Annotated in this window: 16 protein-coding genes; 8 read left to right on the forward strand and 8 right to left on the reverse strand. The window is 72.9% G+C overall.

The features are described 5' to 3' along the window. Window positions 1-13 precede the first annotated feature (13 nt). Both ACO229_RS03205 and ACO229_RS03210 read right to left on the reverse strand, forming a co-directional pair. A complete protein-coding gene (locus tag ACO229_RS03205) occupies window positions 14-589 on the reverse strand; it encodes a dihydrofolate reductase family protein (RefSeq protein ID WP_397431930.1) in 576 nt (191 codons plus the stop codon). 87 nt (window positions 590-676) lie between these two features. Next, window positions 677-1444 (reverse strand): C40 family peptidase, encoded by a 768-nt coding sequence (locus ACO229_RS03210; RefSeq protein WP_397412520.1) that lies wholly within the window; start codon window positions 1442-1444, stop codon window positions 677-679. Between the two features lie 185 nt (window positions 1445-1629). Between ACO229_RS03210 and ACO229_RS03215 the strand changes: the two genes are divergently transcribed. After that, complete coding sequence (locus ACO229_RS03215; RefSeq protein ID WP_397431931.1) at window positions 1630-2292, forward strand: histidine phosphatase family protein; 663 nt, start codon at window positions 1630-1632, stop codon at window positions 2290-2292. Between the two features lie 11 nt (window positions 2293-2303). On the opposite strand, the gene ACO229_RS03220 is transcribed toward ACO229_RS03215, so the two are convergent. The 3 genes from ACO229_RS03220 to ACO229_RS03230 form a co-directional block, all read right to left on the reverse strand. Beyond that, window positions 2304-3032, reverse strand: coding sequence for a GOLPH3/VPS74 family protein (locus ACO229_RS03220; RefSeq protein WP_423463743.1), 729 nt, complete (start codon window positions 3030-3032; stop codon window positions 2304-2306). After that, entirely contained in the window at window positions 3029-3790 is a 762-nt protein-coding gene (locus tag ACO229_RS03225; protein WP_423463744.1) for a MerR family transcriptional regulator, read from the reverse strand. The genes ACO229_RS03220 and ACO229_RS03225 overlap by 4 nt, the downstream gene beginning before the upstream one ends. 107 nt (window positions 3791-3897) lie before the next feature. After that, window positions 3898-5973, reverse strand: a complete 2076-nt coding sequence (locus tag ACO229_RS03230; protein ID WP_423463745.1) for a HelD family protein — start codon at window positions 5971-5973, stop codon at window positions 3898-3900. A 187-nt stretch (window positions 5974-6160) separates the two neighbouring features. Here ACO229_RS03230 and ACO229_RS03235 point away from each other — a divergent pair, with 187 nt between their 5' ends. Next, complete coding sequence (locus ACO229_RS03235) at window positions 6161-6517, forward strand: DUF3467 domain-containing protein (protein WP_397412530.1); 357 nt, start codon at window positions 6161-6163, stop codon at window positions 6515-6517. A 319-nt stretch (window positions 6518-6836) separates the two neighbouring features. Continuing rightward, window positions 6837-7151 (forward strand): STAS domain-containing protein, encoded by a 315-nt coding sequence (locus tag ACO229_RS03240; protein ID WP_397431936.1) that lies wholly within the window; start codon window positions 6837-6839, stop codon window positions 7149-7151. Between the two features lie 45 nt (window positions 7152-7196). Here ACO229_RS03240 and ppgK read toward each other — a convergent pair whose 3' ends face one another. Continuing rightward, window positions 7197-7943 (reverse strand): polyphosphate--glucose phosphotransferase, encoded by a 747-nt coding sequence (gene ppgK / locus ACO229_RS03245; protein ID WP_397431937.1) that lies wholly within the window; start codon window positions 7941-7943, stop codon window positions 7197-7199. 14 nt (window positions 7944-7957) lie between these two features. Here ppgK and ACO229_RS03250 point away from each other — a divergent pair, with 14 nt between their 5' ends. Continuing rightward, complete coding sequence (locus ACO229_RS03250) at window positions 7958-8143, forward strand: SPOR domain-containing protein (protein ID WP_397412536.1); 186 nt, start codon at window positions 7958-7960, stop codon at window positions 8141-8143. Here the strand turns inward: ACO229_RS03250 and panB are convergent, their stop codons facing one another. Then, a complete protein-coding gene (panB, locus tag ACO229_RS03255; protein WP_423463746.1) occupies window positions 8144-8974 on the reverse strand; it encodes a 3-methyl-2-oxobutanoate hydroxymethyltransferase in 831 nt (276 codons plus the stop codon). A 104-nt stretch (window positions 8975-9078) separates the two neighbouring features. Here panB and ACO229_RS03260 point away from each other — a divergent pair, with 104 nt between their 5' ends. From ACO229_RS03260 to ACO229_RS03275, 4 genes are all read left to right on the forward strand, one after another. Beyond that, the gene (locus ACO229_RS03260; protein WP_397412540.1) at window positions 9079-10413 is read left to right on the forward strand and encodes a glutamine synthetase family protein; all 1335 of its coding nucleotides are present in this window, start codon (window positions 9079-9081) and stop codon (window positions 10411-10413) included. Window positions 10414-10454: 41 nt separating this feature from the next. Continuing rightward, window positions 10455-13703, forward strand: coding sequence for a bifunctional [glutamine synthetase] adenylyltransferase/[glutamine synthetase]-adenylyl-L-tyrosine phosphorylase (locus tag ACO229_RS03265; RefSeq protein WP_423463747.1), 3249 nt, complete (start codon window positions 10455-10457; stop codon window positions 13701-13703). A 216-nt stretch (window positions 13704-13919) separates the two neighbouring features. Then, window positions 13920-14612, forward strand: a complete 693-nt coding sequence (locus ACO229_RS03270; protein ID WP_423463748.1) for an SRPBCC family protein — start codon at window positions 13920-13922, stop codon at window positions 14610-14612. A gap of 51 nt (window positions 14613-14663) precedes the next feature. Next, the gene (locus ACO229_RS03275; protein ID WP_423463749.1) at window positions 14664-15266 is read left to right on the forward strand and encodes a thymidine kinase; all 603 of its coding nucleotides are present in this window, start codon (window positions 14664-14666) and stop codon (window positions 15264-15266) included. Here the strand turns inward: ACO229_RS03275 and ACO229_RS03280 are convergent. Beyond that, complete coding sequence (locus tag ACO229_RS03280) at window positions 15259-15825, reverse strand: AAA family ATPase (RefSeq protein WP_423463750.1); 567 nt, start codon at window positions 15823-15825, stop codon at window positions 15259-15261. The genes ACO229_RS03275 and ACO229_RS03280 overlap by 8 nt on opposite strands. Window positions 15826-15927 lie beyond the last annotated feature (102 nt).

The raw sequence follows: 15927 nt of genomic DNA on the forward strand, positions 1-15927 counted from the left end.
ACGGCTCAGCGTGTCAGCCGTGCAGCGTGGGCCGGTAGACCAGCTCCTGGACGTGACCGTCGAGCGTCCGCTGCTCGAGCAGCTCCAGGTCGAAGTCCGCGGCACCGCGGAAGATCGGGTCGTCCCCGGTCCGCCCGGTGACCACGGGAAAGAGGGTCACCTGGAGCCGGTCCACGAGGCCCGCCGCCATCAGCGCCCGGTTCAGCGAGAGGCTGCCGTGCGAACGCAGTGGCACGTCGGACTCCTCCTTGAGCCGGGCCACGACGTCGACGGCGTCGCCGCGGGCCACCGTCGCGCGTCGGTCGAGCGGGTCCTCCAGCGTGCTCGACACGACCGTGGCCGGCAGGTCGAGCATCCGGGTGACCCAGGGGTCGCCGACCTCGGGCTGGTCGGCGATGGCGGCCACCATCTCCCCGAACATCCGGTAGGTGGTGGCCCCGAACACCATGCGCTGCTCCGGCTCGTACAGCGCGAGGCGGTGGCCGAGCAGCTCGGGCCCCTGCTTGCCCCAGTACCCGGTCCAGTCACCCCCGGCGCTGCCGAAACCGTCCAGGCTGGAAAACACGTCGAACGTGTAGGTGGCGGTCATGATTCCCTCTCCGAGCACGATGGAGTGCGGTCGAAGAGAGAGACCGGGGCGCCGTCCGGAACTGATCGGCGAACGGCGCCCGCCGGCTCAGGCGACGCGGATGAACGTGGGGCCGGACTGCCAGATGCTCGTGTAGCGCACGCTCTTGCCCGGCACCGGCGCCTCGATCTGCATGCCGTCACCCGCGTAGATCGCGATGTGGCCCGGGGTCCAGATGAGGTCGCCCGGCAGCGCGTCGGCCCAGGACACCACGGTCCCGGCGTACCGCTGCGACGAGGACGTCCGGGGCAGGTCGATGCCGACCTGCGCGAAGACGTAGGAGGTGAACCCGGAGCAGTCGAACCCGGCGGGCGTCGTCCCGCCCCACACGTACGGCACACCGAGGTACCGCATGGCGATCGAGACCACCGACGCGCGACGCTGCGCGGCCTCCTCCTCGGCGCGCTGTGCGGCGATCTCCGCCTGGTACTCCGCGTTCTCGCTCGCGGAGACCACCGAGACAGCCGTCTTCTCGACCTTCAGCTCCGCGGTGGGCGCGACGGCGACGACGTTCGCCGCGGCGACCGCCTCCCGGGCCTGCGTCGTCAGGGCGTTGAGGTCGGACGAGTTGAGGGTGCCCTGCATGGGGCTGCCGGTCAGCGTGGCCCCGAGCTCCGTGGCCGGCGCGGCCTGCGCGGGCGGCGCGATCAGCGACAGCAGCACCCCGGAACCTGCGGCGGCGATCACGGCACCGCGTCCGGCGACGGCGGCGGTCTGCCCGGTGGCGGCACGGGTGAGGGTGGGCAGTGCCGGGCGACGTGCTGCCCGGTGGCGACCACGGGCACGCAGGGCCGTCGTGGAGGACTGGGGATCCATGAAGGCGGGGACCTTTCAGATCGACGGGGGGACTACACCAGCGCGGCGAGTGTCTGTCGGGTCCACGTCCCGCGCATAGCGCCCAAGAGTAACGGAACGGACACGATGCGGGAACCACCGTCCGGAAAATCGTCGCACCCCCTCGGGCTCCCCGGCGGCGCGGGTCGTCGGGGAGAATGCACCCCATGCGACTCCTGCTGCTGCGCCACGGACAGACACCCTCGAACGTGGACGGGCTCCTCGACACCGCGAGCCCGGGCCCGGGTCTGACACCGCTCGGTGAGCGGCAGGCCGCGGCCGTCCCGCACGCGTTCCGCGACCGGCAGGTCGACGCGATCGCCGTCTCGTCGCTGGTCCGCACGTCGCTGACGGCCCAGCCCCTGGCGCGGGCGCGGGGCATCGAGCCGGTGTCGCTGGCGGGGCTGCGCGAGATCGAGGCGGGCGGCCTGGAGATGGCGAGCACCCACGAGGCCCACATGCGCTACCTCGACACCGTCTTCGGGTGGGCGCGGGGCGACGTCGACCGGGCCATGCCCGGTGGTCCCGACGGGCGGGCGTTCCTCGCCCGTTACGACGAGGCGGTGGCCAAGATCGCGGCGGGCGGCTGGGACAGCGTGGTCGTGGTCTCGCACGGCGCCGCGATCCGCGCGTGGGTCGCCGCGCGCGTGGCGGGCGTCGACATCGACCACGCGGAGCGGACGGCGCTGGCCAACACCGGCCTGGTGGAGATCGAGGGCGACCCTGACGGTGGGTGGCGGCTGACGGCCTGGTCCGCGGAGCCGGTCGGCGGGCCGGGCGTCGACGCGCTGTTGGCCGACGACCCGACCGGTGAGCCCCTCGACGACTGACGCCCCGGGGTTCAGCCGTTCGCCGTGCTGCCCGCGACGAACACCCCGACGAACAGGTTCGTGGCGATGAGCGCCGCCATGGTGCGGCGTACGGACTCGCCGACGGCCTCCGCGCCCCAGTCCCCGCGCTGGAGCTCCCGGCCGCGGGTGTAGACCGCGCCCGACCACGGGATGTCCTTGTACAGGGCGGGCAGCCCGCCGCTCGCCGCCAGGAGCGCCGCCAGGGCGCCGACGCGTGGTTCGGGGTCCACGCCGTCCACGAGGGCCGCCCGGATCGGGGCCAGCAGCTCTGCGCGGCGGCCCGTGCCGCCGTCGACCAGGGCCGTGGTGGTGATCAGGCCCAGGGCCTTGCGCTTCTCGCGGCCGAGGTGCCCGCGCTCGACGACGCGGTCGATCACCTCCTGGCGCAGGCGCGGGCCGATCTCCAGGATCAGCGAGTGGACGTCCGTGGGCTTGCGGGCGATCCGGTCCCACGTGCCGCGCAGCAGCGGGTCGGACGGCGCCGTGCCGTCGAGCACGCGGACCTCGCGACCGCGCAGCGTGGTGCGCGCGTCGATGTCGACGTACCCGCCCGACGCGAGCTCGACGAGCACCGCACCGGCCAGGGTGTGGAACAGGTTGTTTCCCTCGCCCGCGATCGTGCCCGACCGGGGGTCGAAGAGCAGGAGCAGCACGTCCTCCGCGAGCAGCGGCTCCTGGGACATCTCCTCGTTCGTCGGCGTGGCCTCGTGCTCGGTCATCGGTCCGTCCCCTCGTCGGCGGCTTCCAGCCGGTCGTCGGTCATGCCCTTGATGATCAGGTCGGCGCGGTACAGCACATCGAGCTGGGCGAGGTTGTAGACCTCCCGCAATGCCGCCACCATCGTCTGCTCGAGCGTCGCGGCCCCCTTCGTCGACCTCGGACCGGGGTCGGTGAGCCAGGGGTACTTGTCGAGGTGCTGCCGGATCTGCGGTGCGAAGTACTCGGCCAGCCGCTGCTTCGTGGCGGCGTCGGCGTCCGCGGGAAGGTTGTCGAACTCGTCGTCGGCATCCGTGCGCGGGTTCTCGTCGAGCATCTCGCGCAGGTCGCTGAGCGCGCTCTCGTCGTAGAGCTGCGAGTAGATGGTCACCAGGGACCGGTCCTGCTCCGACAGGTGGCGGGACACGGAGCCGAACGTCGCGGGCAGGTCGATGGGCGCCCGGTCCCGCAGGATCAGGGCCAGCTCCGCGCGGGCGCGCTGCAGCCGTTCGATGGTGGCCTCGAGCTCGGCGTCGAGCACCCGGAGCGCCTCCGCCGGGTCCTTGTCGGCGCGACCCATCGCCTCGATCTCGGCGAGCGGCACGCCCAGCTCGCGCAGGCGGCGGATCTGCAGCAGCCGCACCAGGTGCGGCACCCCGTACTGCTTGTACCCGTTGGACCGGCGCTCGGGCTCCTCCAGCAGGCCGGCCTCGTGGTAGTGGCGCACGGCATTGACGGTCGTCCCCGCGAGGTCGGCGATCTGCCGGGTGCTCCACGCCACGGTTCGCTCCTGGTTCCGGTCGGTCAGGTCGGCCGCGGTGCGCGGCGACAGGTCCAGTGGAAACTATGTTCCGGGAACAGGGTCAAGCGCAGCCCGAGGAGCGCGGGTCAGAGCCCGAGCTCCGGCGGCAGGTCCCCGTCGTGCCGCACGACGAGGGACGTGACGGCGCGCGTGAGGCAGACGTAGAGCCGGCGCAGTCCCGTCGCCCGGTCCGGCTCGGCGGCCACGACGGCGGCCGGGTCGTGCAGCACGACGTGGTCGAACTCGAGGCCCTTGGCGAGCGAGGCGGGCACCAGCTCCAGGTGCGCGTCGAACTCGGAGGATCCGGAGTCGTCGGCCGTGCCGTCGTCCGGGGCGTCGTCCTGCTCGCCGACGACGGCGAAAGTCAGCCCCGCGGCCGTCAGCACCGTCCGGGCGTGCGGCATGCCGGCGTCGGGCACGATCAGGCCGACCGAGCCCTCGCGGGCCACGACGTCGGCCAGCACCTCGCCGAGCGGCGTCGTCGTCACGGCGAGCCGTCCGCGGGTGCGGCGGACGGCGGTCGGCGGCTCCAGGCCGGGCGCGATGCGCGGCAGGAGCCGGGCGGCGAGCTCGATCACGTCGGCCGGCACACGGAACCCGGCGGTGAGCTGCTCCACGTGGCCGTCCGGCTTGTCGAGATGGCGCAGCACGTCCGCCCAGTCGGCCGACGCCCACGGGGTGGTCGCCTGGGCGAGGTCGCCGAGCACCGTCAGCGAGCCGTTCGCGGCACGCCGCCCGAGCGCACGCAGCATCATCGCGGACAGGTCCTGCGCCTCGTCGACGACGATGTGCGCCACGGACTCGGTCCGGTCCAGCAGGTCGGCGATCTCGTCGAGCAGCACGAGGTCCGCCGTGGTCCAGCGCGCGGCACCGGGGGAGCGGGGTGGCCGGTCCCAGGCCAGGAGCCCCTGCTCGGTCTCGGACAGGACGTCCTGTGCGCACGTCGCGAGGAACTCCGGGTCGGACAGCAGGCGGAACAGCAGCTTGCGCGGCTCGACCGCGGGCCACACGGCCGCCGCGTAGTCCCGGACCGGCTTGGTGCGGGCCAGGACGTCCCACGCCTTGTCGTCGAGGGCGTCGCCGGACTCCTCGATCTGCACCAGCACCCGGTGCGCGAGCGCGTGCCGGAGCTGGGCGGCGCCGAGTGAGTAGCGCACGTCCCGCGCCCTGACCTGCTCGACCGCCTCCCGCGCCGCGTACGCCGGCACGCGCCAGCGGAAGGATCCGCGCGGCAGCACCAGCGTCTCCTGCGGGGTGCCGACGTGCGACCAGACGGCGGCGCGCAGCACCCGGGCCATCCGGCCGTCGCCCTTGAGGGTCGCGACGTCGGCGGGCTCGGTGGCCCGCACCGGGGCGTGCGTGCCGACCACCTCCTCGATGGTGGCCTGCGTCGCGTGGATCTCGCCCAGGGCGGGCAGCACGTCGCGGATGTACCGCAGGAAGCTCTTGTTCGGCCCGACGACGAGCACGCCGCGCCGGGTGAGCTGCTCGCGGTGGGCGTAGAGAAGGTAGGCCGCGCGGTGCAGGCCGACCGCCGTCTTGCCGGTGCCGGGCGCGCCCTGCACCACGAGCGTGCGGTCCAGCGGCATGCGGACGATGACGTCCTGCTCGGGCTGGATGGTGGCCACGATGTCGCGCATCGGCCCGGTGCGGGGGCGCTCGATCTCGGCCTCGAGGATCTCCGAGCGGGTGCCGGCGCCGCCGTCGGGCCCGGCCTCGTCGGGGTGCGTCAGGGTCTCGTCCTCGGAACCGGTCAGGTGGCCCCGGGCGAAGCCGTAGCGGCGCCGGGCCGTGATGCCCATCGGCTCCTTCGGCGTGGCCCGGTAGAACGGGGTGCTGACGGGGGCGCGCCAGTCCACGACCATCGGCTCGCCGTCGGGGTCCGAGACGTGGCGCCGGCCGATGTGGAAGATCTCGTCGTCGTGCCCGGTGGTGACGTCCGCGCCCACGGTGATGCGGCCGAAGAAGAGCGGGATCTCCGGGTCGTCGCTGAGCTGCTCCATCCGGCGGGCGAGGGCGGCCTCCAGCACGTCGGCGCTCACCGGGTCGCCGGCGTAGCGCCCGTCGAGCGCGGCGACGCGTTCGCGCATCCGGCCGAGCTGGGTACGGGCCTCGGCGAGGAACTCGCGCTCCTGGGCGAGCTCGGGCACGTCGGCAGGCACGGGAGGACCTCCAGGAGGGTGGCAGGGGAACGCGCGATTCTAGTGCCCGGGGCGACCGTGAGGCGCCCTGTTTTCCGCTGGCGGTGCGACACGCCGGACACATATGTCCTCGGAGTCCGTTTCCACTGTCGTCGCCTCCGGCCCCACGGTACGGTCGGGGAACCGCCCGGCCAATCGAGGAGCCCCAGTGTCGTCCGACGAGCTGCCCCAGGAGTTCCAGATCGACGTCCCCGACGAGATGGAGACCGGTGTCCCCGCCGACTTCGCCTCCGTCTGGCACACGCCGACCTCGTTCATCCTGGACTTCATCGCCGTGAAGCAGCCGCCGAGCCCCGTCTCGGACCCCGACTCGGGTGAGGTCACGTCGATTACCGTGCCGGGCCGGGTCGTGTCCCGGGTGCGCATTCCTCCGCAGCAGGTGTTCGAGCTCGCCAAGGCGCTCACTATGCAGCTCGATGCATGGGAGAAGGAAAGCGCGCCGACGATGCGCAATCCGCGTGCGGCGGAGGGTCCGGACGGCCCAAATCGGTCGTCTGACAATTGAATCTGGTGAATCTTTTTCTTGAACGATTGTCCAACTGGGCGGGTATATGTCCGGTCTGCCCGGTGGAAATGTTCCGGTTTGGATGGAGAAACTCCAACTTATACCAGTCCTGAGGGGGAAATGTAACCCAGCGCGACTGTTCCACTTGCGATCTTCACGGATGTAGGCTTCCCGTGATCGCGACGAAGGCGTTGCAATCTCCCAGAGTTGCCCGGGGGGTCGGGCGACCCGTTCCGGCGGCCATGTCGGGGAGCAATGAACAGGGGCGATGCAAGTGAGCAACACGGAATTCGATAACAGGGGGCGCACGGGCGGGATCATGTTCGAAGAACAGTCCCGCGCGAGTGTCGTGAGCATGTGGGGGGAGATCGACGTCTCCCTGCGTGGCGAGTCGAGTGCCGCGATAGCCAACGCCATCGAGCGGGCGAAGGCCGTCGTGATCGACACGTCGCGCGTCACGTTCATGGACTCGACCGGCGTGGCGTTCCTCATGCAGATGTACACCTACGGCACGCGGGAGGGCCTGACGGTCAGTCTCCCGGAGCCGCCGCCGGTGGTCCGGAGCGTCATCGAGATGCTCGGCGTCGACGCGCTCTTCGCGCAGCAGGCGCACCCGGCCGTGCGGGAGGCCTGAGCGGTACCGCCCACGACGGACCGCCCGTCGGTGACGGCTGGGACGTCAGCGACCCGCGGCCAGGGCCGCGGCCCCGACGATGCCCGCCGCGTTCCGGAGCTGCGCCGGCACGATCGGCGCACGCAGGTGCAGGTGCGGCAGGTACTTCTCGTGATGCTTGCTCACTCCGCCGCCCACGACGATGAGGTCGGGCGACAGGAGATCCTCGACCACGCCGAAGTAGCGCTGCAGGCGCTCCGCCCACTGCTCCCACGACAGGTCCTCGCGCTCGCGTGCGGAGTCTGCCGCGCGGGACTCGGCGTCGTGCCCGTCGATCTCCAGGTGGCCCAGCTCGGTGTTCGGCACGAGGACGCCGTCGACCACCAGCGCCGAGCCGATCCCCGTGCCCAGGGTCGCCACCAGCACCACGCCGTCGGCGTCGCGGGCCGCGCCGTAGCGCACCTCCCCGATGCCGGCCGCGTCGGCGTCGTTCACGGCCACGACCTCCCGGCCCGTCGCCCGGTGCACCAGCGCCGGCAGGTCCACGCCCGTCCACGACTGGTCCAGGTTGGCCATGGAGCGCACCACGCCGTGCTGCATCGGGGCGGGGAACGCCACGCCGATCGGCACGTCCTGGGGCAGGTGGTAGGCGTCGACGAGCTCCGCGAGCACGCTGGCGACCGCCTGCGGGGTGGACGGCCGCGGGGTCGGGATCCGGGTCCGCTTGTCGGCGTACTCGCCGGCCGTCAGGTCGACGGGTGCCCCCTTGATCCCCGAACCGCCGATGTCGATGCCGAACGCCAGGTCGCTCATGTCAGGATCGTCTCATGAGCAACCACGAGCAGTACTGGTACAACACGGAGACGGGTGAGGTCGAGGAGGGGCGGCGCTCCTCCTGGACCCACCTCATGGGCCCGTACGCCACCCGCGCCGAGGCCGAGCGGGCGCTGGAGAGCGCACGCTCGCGCAACGAGTCGTGGGAGCAGGACGACGAGAACTGGGGCAAGAAGTAGCTACTTGTCGAACGAGTGCTCCGCGTCCGGGAAGGACGCGTCCTTGACCTCCGCGACGTAGTCCTCCGCGGCCCGCTGCAGCACCGCGCCCAGCTCGGCGTACCGCCGGGCGAAGCGGGGCGACCAGACCGTCATGCCCGCCATGTCGGTCCACACCAGCACCTGCCCGTCGCAGTGCGGCCCGGCGCCGATGCCGATGGTCGGGATGCGCACGATCTCGGTGATCCGCGCGGCCACGTCGGTGGGCACCATCTCCAGGACGACGGCGACGGCGCCGGCGTCCTCGACGGCCTGCGCGTCGGTGGCCAGCCGCTCGACGGCCTCGTCGCCGCGGCCCTGCACGCGCGGCCCGCCCAGCAGGTTCTCCGACTGCGGCGTGTACCCCAGGTGGGCGACGACGGGGATGCCCGCGTCGGTCAGCGCCCGGATCTGCGCCGCCGAGCGCACGCCGCCCTCCAGCTTGACCGCGTCCGCGCCGGTCTCCTTGAACACGCGCACCGCGGTCTCCAGCGCCTGCTGCGGACCGGCCTCGTACGAGCCGAACGGCAGGTCGACCACCACGAACGCGCGTTTGGCGGCGCGGGCCACGGCACGCGCGGCCGGGATCATGTCGTCGACCGTCACCGGGATGGTGGACGTGTGCCCGTGCATGACGTTCCCGATCGAGTCGCCCACCAGCAGCATGTCCGTGCCGGCGGCGTCGAGGATCGTGGCGGTCACGGCGTCGTACGCGGTGAGCATCGCGAGCTTCTCACCGCGGGCCTTGGCCTCCGCCAGGTGGTGCACACGAACCCTCTTGGGGCCCGGAGTGGGTGAGGTGTGCGCGGACATGGTCCTCCTGTGGTTCGGGCGGCCTCGGTGCCGCAAGAAAGCCTACGACCGGTCGTCCATGCCCGGTACACGCGCCTGTAACAGGTTTAGTGCAAGATGGGCCCATGGACAGGCAGCAGGAGTTCGTGCTCCGCACGGTCGAGGAGCGCGACATCCGCTTCATCCGGCTCTGGTTCACCGACGTGCTGGGTGTGCTGAAGTCGGTAGCCGTGGCCCCCGCCGAGCTGGAGTCGGCGTTCAGCGAGGGCATCGGGTTCGACGGCAGCGCCATCGAGGGGCTCACCCGGGTCTTCGAGGCCGACATGGTCGCCAAGCCCGACCCCACCACGTTCCAGGTGCTCCCGTGGCGCGGCGAACGGCACGGCACAGGGCGCATGTTCTGCGACATCCTGACGCCGGACGGCGAGCCGTCGCTCGCCGACTCCCGGAACGTGCTCAAGCGCACCCTCGCCAAGGCGAGCGACCGCGGGTTCACCTTCTACACGCACCCCGAGGTCGAGTTCTACCTGTTCAACCAGCTCACCAAGGCCGACCCGAAGCTGGAGCCGGTGGACCAGGGCGGGTACTTCGACCACCTGGCCCGCGGATCGACACACGACTTCCGCCGTGCCGCGATCACCATGCTGGAGTCCATGGGCATCTCGGTCGAGTTCTCCCACCACGAGGCCGGCCCCGGCCAGAACGAGATCGACCTGCGGTACGCCGACGCGCTGACCACCGCGGACAACCTCATGACGTTCCGCACCGTGGTCAAGGAGGTGGCGCTCGAGCAGGGCGTGTTCGCCTCCTTCATGCCCAAGCCGCTGGCCGACCAGCCCGGCTCCGGCATGCACACCCACGTGTCGCTCTTCGAGGACGACCGCAACGCGTTCTACGAGCCCGGCGCCCAGTTCGAGCTGTCCAAGACGGCGCGCCAGTTCATCGCGGGCCTCATGGTGCACGCCGGCGAGATCACCGCCGTCACCAACCAGTACGTCAACAGCTACAAGCGGCTCTGGGGCGGGCAGGAGGCCCCGAGCTACGTGAGCTGGGGCCACAACAACCGCTCCGCGCTGGTCCGCGTGCCCATGTACAAGCCGGGCAAGGGCAACTCCGCGCGCATCGAGTACCGCGCGCTCGACTCGGCGGCCAACCCGTACCTGGCGTTCGCCGTGATCCTGGCGGCCGGCCTCAAGGGCATCGAGGAGGGCTACGACCTCCTGGACCACACCGAGGACGACGTCTGGGAGCTCACCCCGGCCGAGCGCCGCGCCCTGGGCATCGCCCCGCTGCCGCGCGACCTCGACGAGGCCATCCAGTTCATGGAGAAGTCCGAGCTCGTGGCCGAGACGCTCGGCGAGCACGTCTTCGACTACTTCCTGCGCAACAAGCGCGAGGAGTGGGAGACGTACAGCGCCCAGGTCACGCCCTTCGAGCTCAAGCGCTTCCTGCAGCTCTGACAGGGGTGCTGCACCCCCCGCCCGCGTCGTAGGGTCGGGGGGTGCAGAGCCGCCGACCCGAGACCCTCACGACCCACCTGATCCGGGCCGGGTTCGCCGACCTCACCCGGTCCGCCGCGCTGTGGCGCGACCCGGACCTGGTCACCGTCCTGGACAGCCGGCCCCGGGCAGCCGCCGACCGCGCCGCCGGCCCCGACCGCGGCGCCGTCGAGCTCGACCCGGCCGACGCCGTCCTGCTGCGCTCGCTCGCCGCCGTCGCCGACCCCGACCTCGCGCTCCTCCAGCTCGTCCGCCTCGCGGCCGCCGCACCTGACCGGCTGCGACGGCTGCTGGACCAGCCCGGCGACCCGGCCGACGACGACGCCCCGCCCCGGCCGGCCCCCCGCGACCGGCTGGTGCGCGTGCTCGGCGCGTCCTCGGCGCTCGGTGACGAGCTGGTCCGGCACCCGGCCCTGCTCGACCTCCTCGCCGACCCGGCACCCGGCACCGGGGTACCCGCCCGGGAGGTGCGCGCCGAGCTGCTCCGCGCCGTCGACGCGGACCCCGACAGCCCGGATCCCGTCGCGGGCACCCACCCGGAGGTGACGGTGACGACGGGCACCGACACGCCGCCGTCGTACACGGACCGCCTGCGACGCGCCTACCGGGCGCGGCTGCTGCGCATCGCCGCCACCGACGTCACCGCGCCCGAGCCGACGGCCGTCATGCCCACCGTGGCCGCGGCGCTCGCGGACCTCGCGGCCGCGGCCCTGGAGGGCGCGCTGGCCGTGGCCCGCTCCGAGGAGGAGGACCACGCCGCCGGAGTCCGCCTGGTCGTGCTCGGCATGGGCAAGACCGGCGGCCGGGAGCTGAACTACATCTCCGACGTGGACGTCGTGTACGTGGCCGAGCCGGGCACGCTGCCCGACGGCACGCCCGCCTGCGACGAGGACCACGCCCTGCGCGTCGCGACCCGGCTGGCCACGCGGCTGGCCCAGGTCTGCTCCGGGGCGTCGGCGGAGCCGGCCCTGTGGCAGGTCGACGCCGCGCTGCGCCCCGAGGGCAAGCAGGGCCCGCTCGTGCGGACGCTGGCCAGCCACGTCGCGTACTACGAGCGGTGGGCCGTGACATGGGAGTTCCAGGCGCTGCTCAAGGCGCGCCCCGTCGCGGGTGACCTGGCGCTCGGGGAGGCGTACACGGCCGCCGTCGGGCCGCTGGTGTGGCAGGCCGTGGAGCGCCCGAACTTCGTCGAGGACGCCCGCGCCATGCGCAAGCGCGTCGAGGACAACGTGCCCGTGGCCGAGGCGGACCGGCAGATCAAGCTCGGCAAGGGCGGCCTGCGCGACGTCGAGTTCACGGTGCAGCTCCTGCAGCTCGTGCACGGGCGCGCGGACGAGGACATCCGGTCGCGCACCACGCTCGACGCGCTCGAGGCGTTGTCGAAGGGCGGCTACGTGGGGCGCGAGCACGCGCGCCGGATGGGGGAGTGCTACCGGTTCCTGCGGGCGCTGGAGCACCGGGTCCAGCTCTTCCGGCTGCGCCGCACGCACCTCATGCCGACGGCGGAGGCGGACCTGCGCCGGCTCGCCCGGGGGCTCGGCGTCGGTGGTGCGGACGACCTGGTCAAGACGTGGCGGGCCGTGCGGCGCGAGGTGCGCGACCTGCACGAGGCCGTGTACTACCGCCCGCTCCTGCCGGCCACCGCGCTGCTGTCCACGGGCGAGGCGTCGCTCGCGCCGAAGGCCGCCATGGCCCGGTTCGCAGCGATCGGCTACCGCGACCCGGCCGGGGCCATGCGGCACGTCCAGGCCCTGACCGACGGCGTCTCACGGCGCGCGTCGATCCAGCGCCAGCTCCTGCCCGTGCTGCTGGGCTGGTTCGCCGAGGGCGCCGACCCGGACGAGGGGCTGCTCGCGTTCCGCAAGCTGTCGGACACGCTGGGCTCCACGCACTGGTACCTGCGGCTGCTGCGCGACTCGGCGGAGGCGGCGTCCCGGCTGGCCCAGGTGCTGTCCTCGTCGCGGTACCTCGCGGACGCGATCGGGCGTTCCCCGGAGTCGGTGCGCTGGCTCGCCGAGACGGAGTCGCTGGCGCCGCGCGGGGTACGGCGGCTCGCGTCCGAGGCGGACGCGCTGCTCGGGCGCGCCCAGGAGGTGGAGGCGGCCACGGTCGCGCTGCGCGCGCTGCGGCGGCGTGAGCTGGCCCGCACCGGCGTGGCCGAGGTGCTCGGGGCGCTCGGCCCGGTCGGCGCGGCGAAGGCCATCTCGGACGCCGCCGACGTGGTGCTCGCAGGCGGGCTGCGCATCGCCGAGCACGAGGCGCGCGGAGCCCGGCACATCGCGCGCGGGGACGAGCCCGCGCGCCTGCTGATCGTGGCGATGGGCCGGCTCGGCGGGCAAGAGCTCGGGTACGGGTCGGACGCCGACGTCATGTTCGTCTACGAGGCCGTGGGCGGCGCGCCGGACAAGGAGGCGAACGACTACGCCCTCACCGTGGCGAAGAACCTGCGCCGCATCCTGTCCGCCGTGGGTCCGGAACCGGGGCTGCCCGTGGACGCCGACCTGCGGCCCGAGGGGCGCAACGGCCCGCTGGTGCGGTCCTTCGACTCCTACGTGGAGTACTACGGACGCTGGTCCTCCCCGTGGGAGGCGCAGGCACTCCTGCGGGCGCGGGCGCTGTCGGGCACGCTGAGCGTGGTCGCGGCGGGCGGCCCAGAGGAGGGCGCCGTGGCAGCGGCGTTGGACCTGGGGCCGGGCGCCGAGGGCGGGCGCTCGCTCGGGGAACGGTTCACGGCGCTGATCGACCCGCTGCGCTACCCGGACGGCGGACCCGGTGAGGCCGTCCTGCGCGAGGTGCGCCGCATCAAGGCCCGCGTCGAGTCGGAGCGCCTGCCGCGCGGCGCCGACCCCGCCCGGCACCTCAAGCTGGGCCGCGGCGGGGTGTCCGACGTCGAGTGGACCGTCCAGCTCCTGCAGCTCCAGCACGCGTTCGAGGTGCCCGGGCTGCGCACCACGGGCACCGTGGCCGCCCTGGAGGCCGCCCGCGACGCGGACCTCCTGACCGACGACGACGCCGAGGTGCTCCTGGAGGCCTGGCGGCTCGCGTCGCGGCTGCGGTCGGCGATCGTGCTGTGGTCGGGGCGCACCACGGGCGCCGGCGTGGACATGCTGCCGCACGACAGCCACGCCCTGACGGGGATCGCCCGCCTGCTGGGCGACGTCGGGACGGGGCCGGAGCTGGAGGAGCTGTACCTCCGCGTCGCCCGGCGCGCGCGTGCGGTGATGGAGCGGGTCTTTTACGGCGCCGACTAGCCCGTCCCGGGCCGGAACGCGGGCCGACGACCATGCATCTGCTGCCAGGCGGCGGGGATTCCTGGCAGCAGGTGCATGGTCAGCTTGGCCGTGGTCGTCCCGGCGGTCTCGCCATGGTCACCGGGACGACGACGAGGCTCAGCACGAGGCGTTGTACCTGCGCGGCGGTGACCTTGGGCCCTGCCGACGCCGGACGGCGCGGGCGAGGCTCGGCACATGAGCAACTGCACGATCCGGCCGGTCCGGCAGCAGCGCCACGGGCGACGTCTGGCGGCGTCTGCCGTGGCCGCCGGTGTGGTCTCGTACGCGTGGTGGGTCAAGCGGGGTCACGACCGCTGGGGTGCGACCGATGCGGAGGTCATGGCGGTGCTGCCGGGGGACGGCCTCGTCCCGGGACCGGCGACGCAGGTCACCCGGGCGATCACGATCGACGCCCCGCCGCGGGACGTGTGGCCGTGGGTGGTGCAGATCGGTGCGGACCGTGGTGGCTTCTACAGCTACGCGTGGCTCGAGAACCTGTTCGGTCTGGGGATCCATAACGCCCAGGAGGTGGTCGAGGAGTGGCAGGACCTGCGGGTCGGCGACGTCGTGCGGGCCACCAGGGCGCGCGGCGGGGGCTGGTACGTCGTCGATCTGGTGCCCGGCGTGGCACTCGTGCTGCAGATCGCCGACCTGGATGCGGGCCGCCCCGTGCGGCGCACCGACCCGGCCGGGTGGGAGTTCCTCTGGACGTTCGCGCTGCGGGAGACGAAGGACGGCCGCACGCGGCTGCTCCTGCGCGAACGTGTCGCCTTCGGCAGGCCGCTCGTGCGGTTGCTGACGGCGCCGCTGGGCGAGGTCAGCTACCTGATGTCGCGGCGCACGCTGCACGGCATCAAGGAGCGGGTCGAGGGCCGGGCTTCCGGCTAGGGTGCTGTGCGGCAGGAACGGCCTGCCCTGGACGGCGGGGAAGGTGCATCGGTGGAGCTGTCGCTGGTACTCGGCCCCATGAAGTCCGGCAAGTCGCTGGATCTCATCGCGCAGATGGCGCCGCTGGCGTACTCGCGGCTGAGCTGCGCCGTCGTGCAGTCGGCCCGGCACGTCCGGGACGCGCGCATCGTCTCCCGGACGGGGGCCTCCGTCCCGACGGTCAAGCTCGACACCCTCGAACCGCTGCTGCACACCACGGAGGACGTGGTCGCGATCGACGAGGTGCACATGTTCACGACCGCCGACGTCCGGGTGGTCGAGGAGCTGGTGCTGCGCGGTACGCGGGTGCTGGCCTGCGGCATCGATCTCGACCACCGTGGCGAGCTGTTCGCCACCGTCCGCGCGCTGCTGGAGCTGGGGCCGACCGACGTGCGCTACCGGCGGGCCGTGTGCGACCGCTGCCAGGACCTGCATGCCGCGTTCACCCAGGTGCTGCGCGACGGCGTGCCGTTCCTGGAGCCCCTGGGTGCCTCGGAGCCGCTGCCCGACGACGGCACGTTCACGTACGAGGCGCTGTGCCGGCGCTGCTTCGTCCTGCCCGGCACGGCGATCGTCACCGGCACGTCCCGGGTGCCGGGGCCGCTCGCTACGTGACGGGTTCCGTCAGGGCGGCGCGGGTCGCGATCTCCCGGGCGACCTCCACCGGTCGTAGTGCGGTCGTGTCGATCACCTCGGTGCGGGTGCGCAGCCAGGGCAGGGCTGCGCGGTAGTCCGGCGCGCGGTGGCGGCGCCAGCCGACACCGCCGTCGTGGATCTTGATCTCCTCGATCGTCGCGTTGGTGACGTGGTCGTTCGCGATGCGGCGCTCGTGCTCGTCCGGGGTGCAGTCCAGGGTGAAGGCGCGTACCTCCACCCCCGCGGCGTCCAGGCCAGCCGTGATCTCGTCCCAGTACTGCTCCACGACCACGGTCTGCGGGGCCACGATCGTGCGGCCGGTGTAGCGGTCGACGGACGCCAGCGCGGCCACGACGAGCTCGCGCCACGGCCGCCAGTCCTGGAAGTCGCGCACCGTCTCGACGGCGGACAGCGCGGGCACGATCGCCTCGCCGATCTTCTCCGGGTCGAACACGACGACCTCCGGCAGGAGGGCGTCGAGCTCGGCCGCCGTGGTGGTCTTGCCGCCGCCGAAGGGTCCGTTGAGCCAGATGATCATGTCCGGGAGGCTAGCGGCAGGGTGGGCGGGTGATGTGGGGCCGAGGTCAGCGTGTCGTGTGCGCACCGCCGTCGTGCGCGGCCGTGCGCTGAGCCGGCCGAA

The organism is Promicromonospora sp. MS192, assembly GCF_049532985.1.
GTDB lineage: Bacteria > Actinomycetota > Actinomycetes > Actinomycetales > Cellulomonadaceae > Promicromonospora.